The organism is Streptococcus sp. 32226D021BW (assembly GCF_053545015.1).
Genome location: NZ_JBPPVC010000008.1, coordinates 17,523 through 35,511, shown reverse-complemented (window position 1 = coordinate 35,511; position 17,989 = coordinate 17,523). Strand labels below are relative to the sequence as shown.

Below are 17,989 nucleotides of genomic sequence, written 5' to 3'. Positions count from 1 at the left end.
ATTTTTGGAGGTCTTATGTCATCTTGGATTTCTCGTATCATCAAAGGGATGATTATTGCTCTAGGTTTCATTCTGCCAGGTGTCTCTGGCGGGGTTTTGGCTGCTATTTTGGGAATATATGAACGACTGATTGGATTTTTGGCAAATATTCGCAAGGATTTTAAGGAAAACTTTCTTTTCTTTGTACCTGTTGGTATCGGTGGAATTCTAGGGATTGCTCTCTTTTCTTTCCCTGTAGAATTTCTCTTACAGCATTTTCAAGTTCCTGTTTTATGGGCATTTGCAGGAGCAATCATTGGAACCATTCCTAGCTTGGTCAAGGAAGCGACACTAAAAAGCCAACGAGATGCGATTGACTGGGCTTGGTTGATTGGAACCTTTATCATTTCTGGACTTTTACTTTATAATCTCAATAGTCTAGTTGGAACCCTTCCAGCAAACTTCGTAAGCTTTGTATTGGCAGGTGCCTTGATTGCTTTGGGTATTCTAGTACCTGGTCTTAGCCCTTCAAACTTACTCTTGATTTTAGGTATCTACACGCCAATGCTCAATGGTTTCAAGTCACTTGATTTGTTGGGGACCTTCTTGCCAATCGCTATTGGTGGAGCCTTAGCAATGGTCGCATTCTCAAAAGCCATGGATCATGCTTTGAAGGTTTACCATTCACGTGTTTACCACTTCATCATCGGAATTGTTTTATCATCTACCCTCTTGATTTTAATTCCGCAAGCTGGCAATGAAGAAGCTATTTCCTATGCTGGTGCAGGATTTGGTACATGGATTTCCGCTGTGGTACTCTTCATTTTAGGAACATGGCTAGGACTTTGGATGAGTAAACTTGAGGAAAAGTATAAATAATGGCTAAAAAGGTTAAAATAAAGAAAACCTTGGTGGACCAAATATTAGACAAGGCTAAGATCGATCATGATAGCCTTGTTTTAAATGCCTTCGAAGGTCAACTTCCACTAGGAATTGAAGAAGACGAAATTTACAAAACGCTGGCGTTGACAGGAGATAAGACTGGACCAATTATCGGTATTGTGCCTATTACTGAGCACCTGTCTGAGAAAAAATTAGCCAAAATTTCTGGCAATAAAAAAGTCAGCATGATTCCACAAAAAGACTTGGAAAAGACAACTGGCTACGTCCATGGTGCCAACAATCCCGTGGGCATTCGTCAGAAGCATAATTTCCCAATCTACATTGATCAATCTGCCCTTGAACTCGGTCACTTGATTGTCTCTGCAGGAGAAATTGGTCGGTCAATTCGAATTGACAGTCAAGTTTTGGCTGACTTTGTTAGAGCGAGTTTTGCTGATATTATTGAAGGGAGGGACTAGACTTGAAAATCTACTTTGTCCGTCACGGTAAGACCGAATGGAATTTGGAGGGACGCTTTCAAGGCTATTCTGGAGATTCAGCTCTCTTGCCCGAATCTTATCAGGATTTAGAAAAACTAGGCAAATACCTTGCTGAAATCCCCTTTGATGCTATTTATTCTAGTGATTTGCAGCGCGCACATAGTACTGCCGTAGAAATTGCTAAAGCCAATCACCATTGCCAAACCGTTCTAACCACGCAACAATTACGTGAATGGAATTTTGGAACGCTAGAAGGAAGCAAGATGGCAATTTTTCGTGCCATCTACCCCAAACAAGCCTGGGCACTCAAACATAATCTAGCACTTTTTAACAATGACTTATTTGAAGCTGAGAGCGTTCGCCAGGTAACTCAACGAATGGTGGACTTTGTCCAATCGCTGAAAGGGCAAGACATGGAAACAGTCCTCATCGTCAGCCATGGTGCCTTTCTAACCGCTTCTATCCATCGCCTACTTGGTTTTCCACCAGCCCAACTGCATCACCGAGGTGGTTTGGATAATGCTTCCATAAGCATTTTGGAAACAACTGACTTTGAACACTTTACTGAACTAGCTTGGAATGACACCAGCTATAAATCTCACTAAGAAAGCAGTTTCCTGCTTTCTTTTTTGCTGATTTTTTCCCTATTCTATGATAGAATAGAAGGAACAGACTTTGGAGGAATGAAATTTTTATGTCAACTGAACATTTTGAAGAATTAAATGACCAACAGATTGTCCGTCGTGAGAAAATGACGGCTCTTGCCGAACAGGGCATTGACCCATTTGGAAAACGTTTTGAGCGTTCTGCCAACTCAGCTGAATTGAAGGCACAGTACGAAGACAAATCAAAAGAAGACTTGGAAGAATTAGGGCAATCAGCAATCATCGCTGGTCGTATCATGACCAAGCGTGGTAAGGGTAAGGCAGGTTTCGCTCACATTCAAGACCGCGAAGGCCAGATTCAAATCTACGTTCGTAAGGATGATGTTGGCGAAGAAAATTATGAAATCTTCAAAAAAGCAGACCTTGGTGACTTTATCGGTGTCGAGGGAGATGTCTTCAAGACAAACGTTGGTGAGTTGTCTATCCATGCTCGCAAGTTGACTCACTTATCTAAAGCGCTCCGTCCATTGCCAGAAAAATTCCACGGTTTGACAGACATCGAAACCCGCTACCGCAAGCGTTATTTGGACTTGATTACCAACCGTGAAAGCTTTGACCGCTTTGTGACCCGCTCAAAAATTATCTCAGAAATCCGCCGTTACCTTGACGGACTTGGTTTCTTGGAAGTGGAAACACCAGTCCTTCACAACGAAGCTGGTGGTGCGGCAGCTCGTCCATTCATCACCCACCACAATGCCCAAAACATTGACATGGTGCTTCGTATCGCGACCGAACTCCACCTCAAACGCTTGATTGTAGGCGGTATGGAACGCGTTTATGAAATCGGACGTATCTTCCGTAACGAAGGTATGGATGCGACTCACAACCCTGAGTTCACGTCGATTGAGGTCTACCAAGCCTACGCAGATTACTTGGACATCATGGACTTGACCGAAGGTATTATCCAGCATACTGCCAAGGCTGTTGTCGGCGATGGTCCTGTGACTTATCAGGGCACTGAAATTGCTATCCATGAGCCATTCAAGCGTATCCATATGGTTGATGCCATTAAGGAACAAACTGGCGTGGACTTCTGGCAAGAGATGAGCTTCGAGGAAGCAAAAGCCCTTGCAGCTGAGCACAAGGTCCCTGTGGAAAAACACCACACAGAAGTTGGTCAAATCATCAACAGCTTCTTTGAAGAATACGTTGAAGCAACTCTTATCCAACCAACCTTTGTCTATGGTCACCCAGTAGCCGTATCTCCACTGGCTAAGAAAAATGATGAAGACCCACGCTTCACAGATCGCTTCGAGCTCTTCATCATGACCAAGGAATACGGAAACGCCTTTACAGAATTGAACGACCCAATCGACCAATTGGAACGCTTCGAAGCCCAAGCCAAGGCAAAAGAACTCGGTGACGACGAAGCGACAGGCGTTGACTACGACTACATCGAAGCCCTCGAATACGGTATGCCACCAACAGGTGGACTCGGAATCGGTATCGACCGCCTCTGCATGCTTTTGACAGATACTACTACTATTCGAGATGTACTCCTATTTCCGACTATGAAATAAGCAAGAGTAGCTTGCTAGGATTGTTTTCACTAGAATGTACCAATCGATCTCCAGTTTCTTAGCGATTGGCTGAAAATGTCTGCTAGACTTTGTCACTCCCTACAATGAAGTAAGAAACAGTAGCTTGCTCATTCAAATTCAATAATTCAAAATGCTCTTGGAATCTCCAGGAGCATTTTTGTATGCAAAAAATCCCGACCAGATGGTCAGGATTTTCAGGAGATTATGAAAAATATTTAGGATTGACTATAGTATAACCTAATCGCTTCCTTCTCTCATCAGTCTTAGGACTGATTTTATTTTTTCATCATAAAATTATCTAAACAATTAAAATAATTGAATTGCTAGAAAATCTAATTTTTATCAATGGAGATTGATTTGCAATTCTTACAATAGGGACGAATGAATATTTTATCACTTCTTGCCTTCCATTCAAATTGGCATTGACAACATTTATAATGGACAGGAGTTTTTGAATCAATATATTCTAAAACCTGAATATTTGGATTTTTTGAGAAAACTTTATCCAAATATCTCTGCCTCCTTTTTTCTACCGAAGATTTTTGGGGATGATTTCTTACTACTGTTTTCGGCGTTAATTTTACTGTCTTTTGTTTAGCTCTTTTGTTAATAAAAATAGTTCGTTGCTTTGATTTTTCTATCTTAGAATATATTTTTTCCAAAAGAGTATTTGGAGCATCTTCATTCTGGAGAATATCAAACAATTGCTCTGAGTCAAGTGAAGAAGAAAACGCTTCAAATAGAAGTTTACTGCCAACATTTGAATTTATAATAAATTGAGTATCCTCATTAGTAGAACTTTCAAGCTTAGCAATAATTTCCTCTAATGGGATCAAAGTTGCATTTTGAATGACACTATCATTTAATCCTGTATTTTTTTCAACAGAAAGAGTAATCATAGTTGTTGAGAGGTGCCCATTAGGATAAGCTAAAATAGGTTGAAAAGGAATCTTTCTAAACAATGGAGGTATCATAATATCTTTTTCAACATAGGTAAAACCTGATTGAATTTCATCTGTCAAATCATTTTTAATAATATATTCAACAGTATCAATTATTTCATTTTTATTTGTCTGAGTTACTCTTACCGATACGACATAAGCAAAATCAGAAAAGAATGAGCTTTTACTTTTACCATATGTATTAGAAATAAAATCTATATATACCGTGTTTTCGATAGGAATTGGCGCCGCATAGTATCTTATTTCTCGATGACCTAGTTCGAATGGATGAAAGTTTTTGTGGGGTAAAATAAATTCAAGCAATGGTTTTTTTAACGTAACAATTTGAGAAATCTGCTCACTTATCAATTTATCATATTCTTGTTTTTCTTTTTTTACTTTGGAGTGTTCTTTTAGCAACAAATTACTATTATTTTTTAATTCCTCCAAATTAATATGAGGTATATTACTAACTTGACCAGTTGTAATATAGTCTTGACAAGCTTGTGATAATACTTCCGATTTCAAACGTTTGGAGCTAGACTTACGAATAATTTCTTTTATATTTTCTTTTATTCCCTCCAGAGCATAACTGTGTCCTCTTGAAAGTTGACGATATGTGGTAAGTTTCTCTTTTAATTGTGAGATAATTTCTTGACTTGGTCTTATTGAATACCTTTTCTCTAAATTATTTTCTCTATAGTCACTATAACTTTCATCCATATTTTCAAAGATTTTCTTTATAATTGGTAAAATTGTTAAGAAAGTGTAATTGTAGTTAAATAATGTATAACCAGTATTCTCTTGTAAATAGTATGAAATGGTATCTAATTCCCAAAAATATTCTTGAAAATACCTATTTATTATATCTCTATTTTCTTTGGGATTGCATATAGAAGGTTGAATGGCATTTAGTAATGTTCGAGAGTTAAGCTGATTGAATCCAACAAATTGTGATTTAAAGTAATTTATATAATATAGTTCTTTAGATTCTAACTCTTCAAACGAACAAAATTCGACTACTTTCATTTTGAAATCTGTTAAAGTACATTGATGGTCAATCATATACTGAAAAATTTTACAGTAGAAAAAACTTCCATCATAAAAAGGATCTTCTCTCTCAAAAAAATAAGATAAATAAGTTGATTCTGATAATCTATTTAGAAACATAATTTTTTTTAAATGACTATCGAATCGTTTTTGAACATCTTTTGATTTTCCGATATAGATTGGCAGGATACTATTATCACCAAAAAAGTCTATGTAGAGCATATAAATTCCACATTCGTTTATTGTTGTATCTTCATTTACTTCTTCTAAAAATGGAAAGTCTAGAATCTTATTTTTGATAGTAAATATATTTTCCATATTAATCTCCATAATGATTTTTTTATATTATAGCACAAATCATTTATAGAATACTTATATAAATATTCACTTTAAAAGAATAAACAAATCATCTAAGTTAACTTTCAACTATGAAACAATTTACATACCAGTCACTATCTAATCATGCAAAAAATCCCAACCACATGGTCAGGATTTTCAGGAGATTATGAAAAATATTTAGGATTGGGAGTGGGACAGAACTCAAATAATCATAGAGAGTTCCCCCTCACTTCCAAGCAGTAGTTCGGGCTAAAATAGTCCACTGGACTATTTTAGTCCCACCTCCGCATAGCTCCAAAGGTTTGGGGAACCTTTGGAGGTCGGAGATAGAGCGAACAGAGTTCGCTACAGAACAGTCAGAATAGTGACTGTTGGAGGTCGGAAATAAAGCGAACACCGTTCGCATCAGTCGTAGAGGTCAGATGTGGAGTGTAAAACACGAATTGCTGAGATTTGCTTCGCAAATCTTATCTCCAACCTTTAACAGTCCACTGGACTGTTAAACCCAATCAACCACTGCGCTGAGATGTTGACTCCACTTTAGAGAAGTGAGGCTATTATAACGTCCCCTCCTTTTTATCTCATCAGTCTTGGGACTGATTTTCTTCTTTCTTAGCAAAGTATTCTCGGACAATTGGCGCGACTTCTTTTCCGTAGAGTTCAATGGCACGGAGGACATCCTCGTGTGGCATGGAGCCGATTGGGAGATGGAGGAAGAAACGATCCAAGTCAAGTGTTTCAATAGTCTTGATAATTTTTTCAGCGACTCGTTTTGGATCTCCGACGATGGTTGCTCCTTCGTCTGTCAGAGAGTAGAGATATTGCGCCTTGGTCATCTCGCTCCAATGTGGGCGGTCTTTGGCAATGTTATCTGTCAAAACCTTGGTTGGGTAGAAATATTCTTCCACAGCCTTGTCATGGTCGTCTGCAATCCAACCCCAAGAATGAGCTGCAACTTTCGTTTTCTTTGGATCATGACCAGAGTTACGGGCTACCTTACGGTAGGCATCTGCCAGTGGTTTAAAGCGATGGGCGCCTGCTCCAATGACTGCATAAACGATTGGCAGACCTTTCTTGGCAATCTTGATGGTGGACTCTACATTGCCCCCAGTTGCAACCCAAATGGGAAAATCTTCCTGAACAGGACGTGGATAGACAGGTTTATTATCGACTGACTGGGTAAAATGGCCATCCCACTTGAGATTGGTTTCCTTGTCGATTTCTAGAAGCATATCCAACTTTTCATCGAAGAGTTCTTCATAGTCGTGGAGATCATAGCCAAACAAGGGGAAGGACTCAGTAAAGGAACCACGACCCGCCATGATTTCCGCTCTGCCATTTGACAAAGCATCAATGGTGGTGTACTGCTGATAGAGCCTTACAGGGTCCATGGAGGAAAGGATTGAAACTGCTGATGTTAGTTTGATATGCTTGGTATTGACGGCACCAGCTGCCAGCACAATCTCAGGTGCAGAAACCGCAAAATCTTCGCGGTGATGTTCACCAATCCCATAAACATCAAGACCCACCGCATCAGCTAGTTCGATTTCTTTGACTAGCTGGCGAATCCGCTCGTCGTGACTGTAAGTTTCCCCTGTTTTTTCTAGTGGAGTTGTTTCTCCAAATGTTGAAATACCTAATTCTACCATGATGTGTTCTCCTTTGAAATCACTATTTCTTAATTGATGCGTTTATTTTATCCCTAATTAGTGATAAAGTCAATCAATTTGCTCACAAAATAAAACGACTAGGAAAACCTAATCGTTTTACATCTTATTCGTAACGTAAGGCCTCAATCGGATCCAACTTAGAAGCCTTGTTGGCTGGTAGGACACCAAAGACAATACCGACCACTGCTGAAAATGCCAGACTTCCCAGAACAACTGGAATTGAAATTTCAGCCGTCATTTCTCCCATTACCTTTGTGGCGTTGAGAGTAAACACAATGGCTTGAGCGATAGCTAAGCCGATTGCTCCACCTAAAGTAGTCAATACCATGGCTTCAATCAAGAACTGCATAAGGATATTTCCACGGGTTGCACCCAAGGCTTTTCGAAGACCGATCTCGCGAGTTCGCTCAGTTACCGATACCAACATGATGTTCATAACACCGATACCACCTACAAGAAGTGAAATCCCTGCAACAGCACCGATAAACGTAGTGACACCTGACATTTGGTTCTTAAAATCATCTAACATAGCTGACATATCATAGATATCATAGCGGGCTTCTTTTAGACCTGTTATGTTGGTCAAGTATGCTGCGGCAGCCTGACCAACCTCGGCAGCTCTACTCACATCTTCTACATGGACATAAAGGCCACTATTTTCCTTGGTACCCATTTCAGCAGCCAGCTGCGTATTGGTCATAATGGCATTTCCACCTGAGTTGAAACCATAGAGGGAAGTACCTGCTTTGGGATCTTTGTAAACACCAACTACAAGATAAGAATTAGCATTGACACTGACGATTTGGTTGAGGGCTGCATCGATTGAACCGAAGAGTTTCTCTGCCAGGGCTACATCCAACATAATGATGCGCGAAAAACGGCTATAGTCATTGACTGTAAAGCGACGACCAGCCAAGATTTCTAATGCCTTTATGTCAAAATAGGATTGACTAACACCAGTAATAAAGACATTATCAGCTTGCGCATTGCCCGCTGCTACAGTAGAGGTACTTGAAGCACTAATGTAGTAGCCACTGAGCCCATCGATTTCCAAAAGCCCCTTTAACATTGTGTCCGTTACATCTGGCTCCTGTTCTTCAGAAGCCTCGCCAGGAACTGTGTACGTAAATGCACCCTGGGTTCGTTCTTCAGTTCCAACAAAAGGCGTAAAATAGACCTGAACATTATTCTGATCACCAGCCAAGGACTTTTCAATACTACGGGACATCCCCGTTCCCATAGCAACGATAATCACAACAGCTGCCACACCGATGATAATACCTAACATAGTTAAGAGAGAACGCATCTTATGGGCTAGGATAGATTTTAGGGCAAATTTCCAGTTTTCCATCTAGACTTCCTCCCTTCTACTATCTTCAGTAATGATACCGTCACGCAAAACGATTTTACGTTTGGCATAGGCAGCAATTTCAGGTTCATGGGTGACCATAATAATGGTCTTACCTTCATTATTCAACTCTGTTAAGAGTTCCATAATTTGTTGGCCTGTCTTGGTATCCAAGGCACCTGTTGGCTCATCCGCCAAGATAATAGCTGGTGTATTGACCAAGGCACGCGCAATAGCCACCCTTTGTTTCTGTCCACCTGATAGCTCAGATGGCAGGTGGGTCATCCGCTCAGCCAACTCCACTTTTTCCAAATAACGTTTGGCTAATTTTTTCCGTTGATTGGCTGGAACCCCTGCATAAATCAAAGGTAACTCGACATTTTGAAGGGCATTGAGTTTGGATAAGAGAAAGAATTGTTGGAAGACGAAACCAATCTGGTCATTACGAACGGAAGCTAATTTCTTCTCAGACAGTTGACTGACTTCTTCTCCCTCCAACCAATAATTACCGGTTGTAGACCGATCCAAAAGCCCGATAATATTCATCAGGGTGGATTTCCCTGAACCAGATGGTCCCATTATAGCAAGAAACTCACCTTCTTCCACCTCTAAATCGATATCTTTGAGGACACGAAGTTCTTGGTCACCGTTTTTATAGGATTTATTTATATTGGTTAATCTAATTAGCTGGTTCTTCATAGGCTTCAACCTCTTTTCCTTCTTCAAGGTCTGGAGTTGGAATGGTGATGACCTGATCTCCTACTGCAATACCTGCTGTCACCTCTTGATTAAGAGCATCCGCATTTCCCAACGTTACTTCCACTTTTTTAGCCTTCCCTTCCACAATTGTCCATACAAAGTTTTTATCGCCTTCTGGAACAACTGCTGTTACAGGAATTAAAATATGGTTGGTAGTATTAACAACTTCAATATTAACAGTAAAACCTTGCTTCAATTCACCCAATTCACTGGTTAAGGCAGCCTTGAAAGGATACTTGGCACCTGAACCACCACCTGCACCTGCTACTGCACTTGTAGCTTGTTCTGTCGATGGATAGTTAGAAATGTAGGTAATCTTACCAGTCCATGTCTTATCTGGATAAACCTTACTGGTCAATTTTACTTCTTGGTCAACTGCAATGTTAGCCAAATCATATTCTGTTAAATTACCTGTCACCTGTAAGCTACCTTGGTTAACGATATGAACAACGGTCTGGCTAGTTGTCGAGCTTTTGGCAACCGATTTATTGACCTCAACCACTGTACCTGCGACAGTGCTGTAAATAGTTGCTTCTGTCAATGCTGTGTAGGCCTTGTCCACAGCTGCTTGGGCATCAGCATAGGAATCATTCAAATCTGCTAATTGAGAATCTACGGAGCGTTGTGCTGCTGCAGTGGCTGCTTCATCAGACACCGCGTCACCTGTTTCTTGAACAGTTTGACCATTATTTTTCAAATCGTAAATCTGACGCCCAATCTTATCCCGACCACGCACAGCTGTATCTAGGGCTGCCTGTAATTCTGTCGCATCATAACTAACCAAAGGAGTTCCGACTTCTACTTGAGTGCCTGGCTCAACCAAGACCTCACTCAAATCACCCTTGGACGCATCATAGTAAACATACTGTTCTTCCGCAGCTGATATGGTTCCTGTCAAGAGGGTAGATGAAGCAATTGATCCCTCTTGAGCAATCCGATAAGTCAAACTGGTCGCTGTCTGTTCCACGCTAGGAGATGAGCCATCTAGCACGCCTCCAAATACCAAGGCACCACCAATTAAGGCAACAGCCGCAACACTGATACCACTGAACAAAGCAATTTTAGCCTTCTTTGTCTTTAACATATGACACTCCTTTTCTAATTCAAAACATATTTATTTTGTATTGTCTTTATAATACACAAATACACGTTTTTTTGCAAGTGTTTTCTTAATCATTTTACAAAAAGTTCGGTATTTTTCCTACTTACAATTTTGTAAGAGAACGTAGCGGATTTTTGATTGATAACTAAAAAAACGATAGAATGAAGATAATGATCATTTAGAGGAGAAAAACTCATGAAAGAATTTGATATTATTGCCATTGGTGGAGGGAGCGGCGGTATTGCGACTATGAACCGTGCTGCTATCTATGGGGCTAAGGCTGCTGTGATTGAAGGGAGCAATCTTGGCGGAACCTGTGTTAACCTTGGCTGTGTTCCTAAAAAAATCATGTGGTACGGTTCTCAAGTGGCTGAAGCTATTCATCACTATGGACCTGAGTATGGTTTTACCAGCCAGGATGTGACATTTGATTTTGCTACCTTGCGAAAAAACCGTGAAGCCTATATCGAACGTTCTCGTACTTCTTATGGAAATACTTTTAACAATAATGGTGTTGAAGTAATCAAAGGTTTTGCCCAGTTTGTCGATGCTCAAACGGTGGAAGTCAATGGTGAACTCATTCGTGCCAAACACATCGTCATTGCAACCGGAGCCCAGCCTGCTGTGCCAAACATTCCAGGAAGTGAACTAGGCATTGTATCTGATGATGTCTTTGCCTGGGAAGAATTACCTACTTCTGTGGCAGTTATCGGAGCTGGCTATATCGCTGTAGAAATGGCAGGACTACTCCACGGACTGGGTGTCCAAACTGACCTCTTTGTTCGTGGCAATCGACCTCTTCGCAACTTTGATAGCTACATCATCCAAGCTTTAATGAAAGAAATGGAGCGAACCAATCTTCCTCTCCATACAGGAAAAACACCCGTCAGCCTTGAAAAAACAGAGGACGGTCTCATTCAAATTAACTTTGAAGATGGAAGTAGCCATACTGCCCAAGAGATTCTCTGGGCAATTGGTCGTAAACCAAATGTGGAGCAGCTCAATCTTGAAGCAGCTGGTGTGCAACTAACACCGTCTGGGCATATCGCTGTGGATGAATACCAAGAAACTGGTGTCCCTGGCATCTATGCTCTTGGTGATGTGACAGGCGAAAAAGAGTTGACCCCCGTAGCCATCAAGGCTGGTCGCTTATTGGCCGAACGACTCTTCAACAATAAACCGACTGCTAAAATGGATTATACGAATATCCCGACTGTTGTCTTTTCTCATCCTGCTATCGGAACAGTTGGTTTAACCGAAGAAGAAGCCATCGCCCAATACGGCCGAGAAGAGGTAAAAGTCTATACTTCAGCCTTTACTTCCATGTACACAGCCCTAGCAAACAATCGCCAAATGGCTAAGTTTAAGTTAGTCACAGTTGGTGAGAATAAACAGGTCGTCGGTTTACACGGAATTGGCTATGGTGTCGATGAAATGATTCAAGGTTTCTCAGTTGCCATTAAGATGGGAGCAACCAAGGAAGAATTTGATGCCGTTGTGGCCATCCACCCGACAGGGGCGGAAGAATTTGTCACCATGCGTTAATACTCTTCGAAAATCAAAAGCAAACGTTGTTGACTTGATTTGATGAACTTCAGTTCTATCTGCATCTGCGTCGCCTAGTCTGCTTTTGATTTTCATTGAGTATAAGAAAAAAAGGCCAGACAAGTGTAGGTAAGTACACTATCCGGCTTTTTCTCTAAGGTAAAATAGCAACGGCACGCACTGGCGAACCTGAGGCCTTTTCCCAATGCGGAAAGGCAATGGAAATCAAGGCTCCTGTTGCTGGCACCTGGTCCAAATTATTCAACACTTCCAACTGATAGATGTCTTTGGACAAGAGATAGTATTCTTCTGGCAAGCTACCACCATTCCTAGCTGCAGACAGACCAGAATCCGTATCCAAGGTTTCATGTCCAACGGCCTTTACCTTGCGCTCCTCAATCAAATATTCTAGCGCTTCATGGCTCCAACCTGGTGTGTGTTGTACCCCTTGGTCATCCAAGTTTCGCACAGCATCCTGACTTGGCCAACGTTTTGACCAATCCGAGCGAAAAGCAACAAAAGATTCAGGTGCAATTGGACCATGCTCAACCTCAAAATCCAGAATATCTTGCTTGCTAATCTCGTAGTCATTATTGGCTGCAACTGCCTCCGACTTATCAATCACATAGAGAGGTAAGAGCAAGTCTTTCAAGTCAATTTCATCTAGATAGCGAGCCCCTTCTACAAAGTGGATAGGCGGATCGATATGGGTACCGTATTGGCCGACAACCGTAAATTGTTCAACAAAGAATCCGTCCTTGTGAGTAAACAAGGCCTTTTTCTCCAAGGCTGGGAGAGCTGGAAAATGCGGGCTATTCTCATTGATTTGATGGGTCAAGTCCACCCAGGTTTTAGATTTAAGGGTACGGTAAATTTCAAGTAGTTCTGACATGGCAATTCTCGCTTTCTTTTTTTTATTATTCTAACATGAAAGAAGTAAGTCTACTAATATATATTTTCTATCTACTCCCATAAATAAAAACTATAACCCTGTTACATCCGATGGCAGAAGCATTGACTTTCACGACTAGAATGTCTATAATTTTGTTAACCTAGAAAAATAAAAAGGATAACAAAATGACAAACCATTCTACGAAATCTCTTGTTTACATCGCTATCGGAACAGCTATAATTGCTGCCCTGTCACAAGTCAGCCTTTCTATTGGCCCTGTTCCCTTTACTCTACAAACCTTGGCTATCGGCTTAGTAGCTTGTTTATACAAGCCGAAAGAAGCCATTGCAAGTTTAGCCCTTTATCTAACTCTAGGCGCTATCGGCCTTCCCGTCTTTGCTGGATTTTCAGGTGGATTTGCTGCTCTCGTGGGACCAACTGCAGGCTTTTTATGGGGCTTCTTAGTCTATGCTGCTATTACTTCTGTCCTCACCAAGCCAACTTCCTCACCTGTGACTGTTTTCTCAGCCTGCCTTCTCGGAACAGCAAGTTGCTTCCTCTTAGGCTGTTTGGTCTTTAACTTTGTTTCAGGAGCGAGCTGGTCAGATACCTTAGCCTGGACAGTCCTTCCCTTTATCCTGCCAGACTTGGTCAAAATTTCCATAGTTACTCTATGCCACCGCCTATTGCAACCTATCACCAAAAAAGAAGCCTTTTTCACCTAGGCTCCTTTCATTTATTTATTAGCAAAGGCATCCAAGAGAACTTGGAATTCTTCATTGCTGAGCGTAATCCCCTTGCCCATCTTAGTGTGGTCAGGGCTCCAGGTACGGATATCATACTTGGCTGGTGCGCCATTAAATGATACACGATTGAGTTCCTTGGTCCAGCCCTTATCATTTTCAGATAGGACCAAGAGTTTTTCTTCAATTTCAAATGTAAATTCTGCCATTTGTTACCTCCTTCACTTATTTGTTCGAAAAAACTTGTCATTTTTGCGAAAATTGGATACTATAATTATAACAAGTTTGAAAGGATAATGCCATGAAGAGATTTTTGGAAGTTATTTTAGAGCAGGTCAATATCTTTTTGGGCAATAGCAAAGCTCCTAAGACCATTGAGCCTGATAGTAAGGAAGATATTAAAAATAATTTGGAGCTAGCCCTCTACAAGAAAGCCGCTATTCATGTTATCTACAACGACCGCAGTTTTACAGGCGATATTGTCAAATACGATAAGGAACGCCAACGGATCATCATGAAAAATTTCAAACGTCGGGTAACCAGCATTATCAATATCCAAGATATTAAGAAGCTTACCCTGGTTCCAGAAAGTGTAAAAACCTCTCAAAAACAAATAAAAGGCTGAATTTCCAGCCTTTTATTTTATGCTCTAATAGTCAATGATTGACCATCTTCTTGGTAGAGGTTGATGAGGCCTGATTTGCAGGCACGAACCATATCACCAGGATAGATTTCACGGTCTAGTTTGATCGTCAAGAGTTCCATTGGCTTGTTGGCACGTTCAATTTTCTCACCTGTCGAATCACGAAGGTCTTGAATGGTCGTCTCAAAGTGACGGAAACCTGGTCCGTAGAACTCCACTTGGTCACCTTCGTTGATGACATTGCGTTGGCGGATAGTGGCAGTCATAGTATCCTTGTCAAAGGCCACTACTTCTGCGATAAATTTGTATTCTGGAATTTTACGGCGGGCACCGAAAAGCTGTTCGTTTTCGCTCGGTGGGCTGTAGTAGAAACCTGTCGCCAATTCCCGTTGAGCAACCTTCCACATTTCGTCAATCAGGTCTTGTTTGATTGCTTCAAACTTTTCTGGACTTTCTAGATAGGCATCGACCGCAGCCTTATAGCAGTTGGTTACGGTTGATACGTAGTGAACAGATTTCATACGGCCTTCGATTTTTAGGCTATCGACCCCGTTTTCAATCATATCTGGGATATGGTCAATCATACACATATCCACCGCAGACATGGAGAACTCCTCTGGGATTTCCCCCTTAATGGAACGGCGTTCTTCACCAAATGGGAGGTCGTAGAGGTTGTACTTCCAGCGGCAAGACTGAGAGCAGCCGCCGCGGTTGGCATCGCGTTTGCTCATGTGGTTAGAGAGAACGCAGCGGCCTGAGTAGGAGATACACATTGCTCCGTGAACAAAGGCTTCGATTTCAACATCGGTCCGTTTGCGGATTTCAGCTACTTCTTCCATGGTCACTTCGCGAGCCAGGACAACTCGGGTCAAGCCCAATTCCTTCCAGAACTCGAAGGTTTCATAGTTGGTCGATGAGGCCTGGGTTGACAGGTGGATTTCAAGGCCTGGTGCTTCAGTAGCACAGATAACGATGAGAGCCGGGTCAGATACGATAACCGCATCCAAGCCCATGTCACGCAATTCGCGGAACCAGGCTCCTGCTCCTTCTTCATTACCCTCATGGGTAACCATGTTGGCAGCTACATAGACCTTGGCACCACGGGCATGGGCATATTCAATCCCTTCCCGCATCTCGTCCATGGTAAAGTTCCCTGCACGGCTACGCAGACCGTAGGCCTGACCACCGACAAAGACTGCATCAGCACCATAATCAATGGCTACCTTCAATTTTTCCAATGTCCCAGCAGGCGACAAGACCTCAGGACGCTTTAATGTTTTTGACATAATAAACTTCTTTCTGTTTACAACGGTTTCCACGTGAAAACAACATTTTTTCACTCAGAAAACTAGGACAGATCTTACTCCACCTGGATAGAATAAGTAAACTGATTATGCTAAAAATATAGTTATTTGACTGTATTGCGGTCAAATTCGTAGAAACCTGTATCCAAGCCACGTTGTACTGGATGGAGCTTACGCACTTGCTCATCTAGCAAAAAGGCCTGATCATAGGTGAGCTCCCCTTTTTCAATCAAGTCTCTAGCTTGAACAAAGAGCTTGGCAATTGCTACAAAGTTTTGACCTGGACAATAGATACCATCCAACTTCCAGTTACGATAGCCATGTTCATTCAACTCCGACAACTTGGTCATCATATTGATGTCATTGTTGATAAAGATATGGGTGCCGTGCTTATCCTCAAAAATAGAGTAGTGACTATCTGGATCACTCGGCTCTGCTAAGAACAGCCCGCGTCCACGTGACAAGTCCGTTTCGTCAGCCTTGGTAAAATTGTAGTAATTCTGTAACAAAGTTCGCTTGGAATGGTGGATAACTGAAGCTCCGTAAACCAAGATTTCCGCAGGAATTTCCAAGTTTTTAGCAATATCAAATAGTTCTTCCGACGGAATTTCTCGTGCCAAAACAGCTTCGACAGCCCCATGTTCTTTCCAGAAGTTGATTTGGCGACTTGAAGTCACAAAGACAGAGGTATCGTAAATCAGCTTAAAATTGTAACCATCTCGCTTGTTGACATAAAAAATACCAGTATCGCCTACAACCAGATAATCCACCTTGATTTCCTTCATCAAGTCCATAAATGGCTTGATGTTATCCATCATGTCTTGGTGCATAAGGGCGTTTGCGGCAACGGTCAGTTCCTTGCCTGCACCATGAACCAGCTCTGCTATTTCCCTTAACTCATCATAAGTAAAGTTTGTCGGAATGCGAAGGGCATGGTCGGCTTCTCCAACATAGATGCGATCAACCCCTGCCGCAAGCAGTTCCTTGACCTGTTCAATACTTTCAGCTGTTGCTGTAATGATAATTTTTCCCATAAAGTTAATTATATCACAAAGTTTTTAGCGAAATGTAGAATACCATAAAATTTAATGTTCAGACTTTTCTCATTTTCTCTTGTAACCATATTGTAATATTGCTGACATAAAATTTCATAAATGTTATGTTATTCTTAAAAGGCAGAAAAGGAGACGATATGGCATTAAGACACTATCAGTCCCAAGAATACCAGTACGAAGAGTATATCCCGAAAGAGAAAAACACAACTGTTCAAGCCTATCAGGTAAAAAATGCAAAAAAAGAACGCATCAATGAACTCTTGTTCTTTGTGAATATTGTTCTATTTAGCCTAATTACAGTTATTGCTAGCTATATCTATCTAGCTTTAGATATCCCTGTTTTTCCCGCCCTCGCATTAGCAAGTGCTACAGGCCTCATCGGTTTTCGTTTGGTTCAAGTTGGACTTAAAAAAAGAATATTGTACAAAGTAAAAAAATAGGCAGAGAAGTCATTCTCAGCCTTTTTTATTTTCCTAAACTTTCTATGACCACCTTATAGATAGTTACCCTTGACCACAAAGAAGGTTCCACGGATTTCGCCTGCCAGTTTGGAGCGTTGGCGGGCAAACTTGAATTTTCCTTCAAATTCTTTAGGAATGTCAATCCCGTCTGACAATTTGAAACCGACCGCTCGTTTGCCTCCTTCTTCCAGCGTATAAAGAACATTGACAGCCAGACCATTGTCATAAAAGACAAATGACCAGAGAATGCCATCTACTTCAAACTGAGCGACATTGAGCGGACTGTAAGGAAAAACCATGTCCCGCTCTGCCAAGACCTGCTCGATGAAGGGCAGGATTTCAGGTTTCTCTTCTGGTGTATAGACCACGAACTCCTGCTTATATTTGTTCCAGAAATAGCGGGCTTCATTGGCACGCAGACCGGCCAAGACAGCTGCGACAGGGCTGGTTTCCAAGCCTGTCGTTTCGACTTCTTTGAAATTTACTGTATAAGACATTGTTTCTCCTTTAGTGAAAAAAAGCACCCGAAGGTGCTAGATAAGGCCTTCCTACCGACTTCAGGTTCGAGGT

18 protein-coding genes are annotated in these 17,989 nt (G+C 41.3%); 8 read left to right on the top strand and 10 right to left on the bottom strand.

Annotation, left to right across the window (positions count from 1 at the left end):
- Positions 1-15 precede the first annotated feature (15 nt).
- The 4 genes from ACEE44_RS06425 (at position 16) to lysS (ending at position 3,546) form a co-directional block, all read left to right on the top strand.
- Entirely contained in the window at positions 16-858 is an 843-nt protein-coding gene (locus ACEE44_RS06425; protein ID WP_449171671.1) for a DUF368 domain-containing protein, read from the top strand.
- A complete protein-coding gene (locus tag ACEE44_RS06420; protein WP_449171670.1) occupies positions 858-1,340 on the top strand; it encodes an aminoacyl-tRNA deacylase in 483 nt (160 codons plus the stop codon). The genes ACEE44_RS06425 and ACEE44_RS06420 overlap by 1 nt, the downstream gene beginning before the upstream one ends.
- Positions 1,341-1,342: 2 nt before the next feature.
- On the top strand, positions 1,343-1,966 hold the full coding sequence (locus ACEE44_RS06415; protein WP_449171669.1) for a histidine phosphatase family protein: 624 nt from the start codon (positions 1,343-1,345) through the stop codon (positions 1,964-1,966).
- Positions 1,967-2,055: 89 nt separating this feature from the next.
- Complete coding sequence (gene lysS, locus ACEE44_RS06410; RefSeq protein ID WP_449171668.1) at positions 2,056-3,546, top strand: lysine--tRNA ligase; 1,491 nt, start codon at positions 2,056-2,058, stop codon at positions 3,544-3,546.
- Positions 3,547-3,899: 353 nt separating this feature from the next.
- On the opposite strand, the gene ACEE44_RS06405 is transcribed toward lysS, so the two are convergent.
- The 5 genes from ACEE44_RS06405 to ACEE44_RS06385 all read right to left on the bottom strand — a co-directional run bounded on the left by ACEE44_RS06405 (position 3,900) and on the right by ACEE44_RS06385 (position 10,758).
- Complete coding sequence (locus ACEE44_RS06405) at positions 3,900-5,876, bottom strand: GIY-YIG nuclease family protein (protein ID WP_321991655.1); 1,977 nt, start codon at positions 5,874-5,876, stop codon at positions 3,900-3,902.
- A gap of 605 nt (positions 5,877-6,481) precedes the next feature.
- Positions 6,482-7,546 carry an LLM class flavin-dependent oxidoreductase gene (locus ACEE44_RS06400; protein WP_449171667.1) on the bottom strand — a complete coding sequence of 355 codons (1,065 nt, stop codon included), beginning with the start codon at positions 7,544-7,546 and terminating at the stop codon, positions 6,482-6,484.
- Positions 7,547-7,670: 124 nt separating this feature from the next.
- Positions 7,671-8,918, bottom strand: a complete 1,248-nt coding sequence (locus tag ACEE44_RS06395; protein ID WP_332411057.1) for an ABC transporter permease — start codon at positions 8,916-8,918, stop codon at positions 7,671-7,673.
- Positions 8,919-9,614, bottom strand: coding sequence for an ATP-binding cassette domain-containing protein (locus ACEE44_RS06390; protein ID WP_172024333.1), 696 nt, complete (start codon positions 9,612-9,614; stop codon positions 8,919-8,921).
- Positions 9,595-10,758: an efflux RND transporter periplasmic adaptor subunit gene (locus ACEE44_RS06385; RefSeq protein WP_449171666.1), complete on the bottom strand. Its 1,164-nt coding sequence runs from the start codon at positions 10,756-10,758 to the stop codon at positions 9,595-9,597. The genes ACEE44_RS06390 and ACEE44_RS06385 overlap by 20 nt, the downstream gene beginning before the upstream one ends.
- A 213-nt stretch (positions 10,759-10,971) precedes the next feature.
- On the opposite strand from ACEE44_RS06385, the gene gorA reads away from it, so the two are divergent.
- The gene (gorA, locus tag ACEE44_RS06380) at positions 10,972-12,321 is read left to right on the top strand and encodes a glutathione-disulfide reductase (RefSeq protein ID WP_449171665.1); all 1,350 of its coding nucleotides are present in this window, start codon (positions 10,972-10,974) and stop codon (positions 12,319-12,321) included.
- Positions 12,322-12,475: 154 nt separating this feature from the next.
- On the opposite strand, the gene ACEE44_RS06375 is transcribed toward gorA, so the two are convergent.
- Complete coding sequence (locus ACEE44_RS06375) at positions 12,476-13,213, bottom strand: cyclase family protein (protein ID WP_449171664.1); 738 nt, start codon at positions 13,211-13,213, stop codon at positions 12,476-12,478.
- Positions 13,214-13,398: 185 nt separating this feature from the next.
- On the opposite strand from ACEE44_RS06375, the gene ACEE44_RS06370 reads away from it, so the two are divergent.
- Complete coding sequence (locus ACEE44_RS06370) at positions 13,399-13,938, top strand: biotin transporter BioY (RefSeq protein ID WP_449171663.1); 540 nt, start codon at positions 13,399-13,401, stop codon at positions 13,936-13,938.
- Positions 13,939-13,949: 11 nt separating this feature from the next.
- Here the strand turns inward: ACEE44_RS06370 and ACEE44_RS06365 are convergent, their stop codons facing one another.
- Complete coding sequence (locus ACEE44_RS06365; protein ID WP_004194749.1) at positions 13,950-14,165, bottom strand: YdbC family protein; 216 nt, start codon at positions 14,163-14,165, stop codon at positions 13,950-13,952.
- Between the two features lie 92 nt (positions 14,166-14,257).
- Between ACEE44_RS06365 and ACEE44_RS06360 the strand changes: the two genes are divergently transcribed.
- Positions 14,258-14,581, top strand: a complete 324-nt coding sequence (locus tag ACEE44_RS06360) for a hypothetical protein (RefSeq protein WP_441200898.1) — start codon at positions 14,258-14,260, stop codon at positions 14,579-14,581.
- 17 nt (positions 14,582-14,598) lie between these two features.
- Here the strand turns inward: ACEE44_RS06360 and ACEE44_RS06355 are convergent, their stop codons facing one another.
- Together ACEE44_RS06355 and ACEE44_RS06350 are read right to left on the bottom strand one after the other, a co-directional pair.
- The gene (locus ACEE44_RS06355; RefSeq protein ID WP_449171662.1) at positions 14,599-15,885 is read right to left on the bottom strand and encodes a peptidase U32 family protein; all 1,287 of its coding nucleotides are present in this window, start codon (positions 15,883-15,885) and stop codon (positions 14,599-14,601) included.
- Between the two features lie 122 nt (positions 15,886-16,007).
- Positions 16,008-16,937, bottom strand: a complete 930-nt coding sequence (locus ACEE44_RS06350) for a peptidase U32 family protein (protein ID WP_449171661.1) — start codon at positions 16,935-16,937, stop codon at positions 16,008-16,010.
- Positions 16,938-17,095: 158 nt separating this feature from the next.
- Between ACEE44_RS06350 and ACEE44_RS06345 the strand changes: the two genes are divergently transcribed.
- Complete coding sequence (locus ACEE44_RS06345; RefSeq protein ID WP_172091044.1) at positions 17,096-17,398, top strand: DUF3270 domain-containing protein; 303 nt, start codon at positions 17,096-17,098, stop codon at positions 17,396-17,398.
- A gap of 53 nt (positions 17,399-17,451) precedes the next feature.
- On the opposite strand, the gene ACEE44_RS06340 is transcribed toward ACEE44_RS06345, so the two are convergent.
- The gene (locus ACEE44_RS06340) at positions 17,452-17,916 is read right to left on the bottom strand and encodes a phage tail protein (RefSeq protein WP_449171660.1); all 465 of its coding nucleotides are present in this window, start codon (positions 17,914-17,916) and stop codon (positions 17,452-17,454) included.
- Positions 17,917-17,989: the final 73 nt, after the last annotated feature.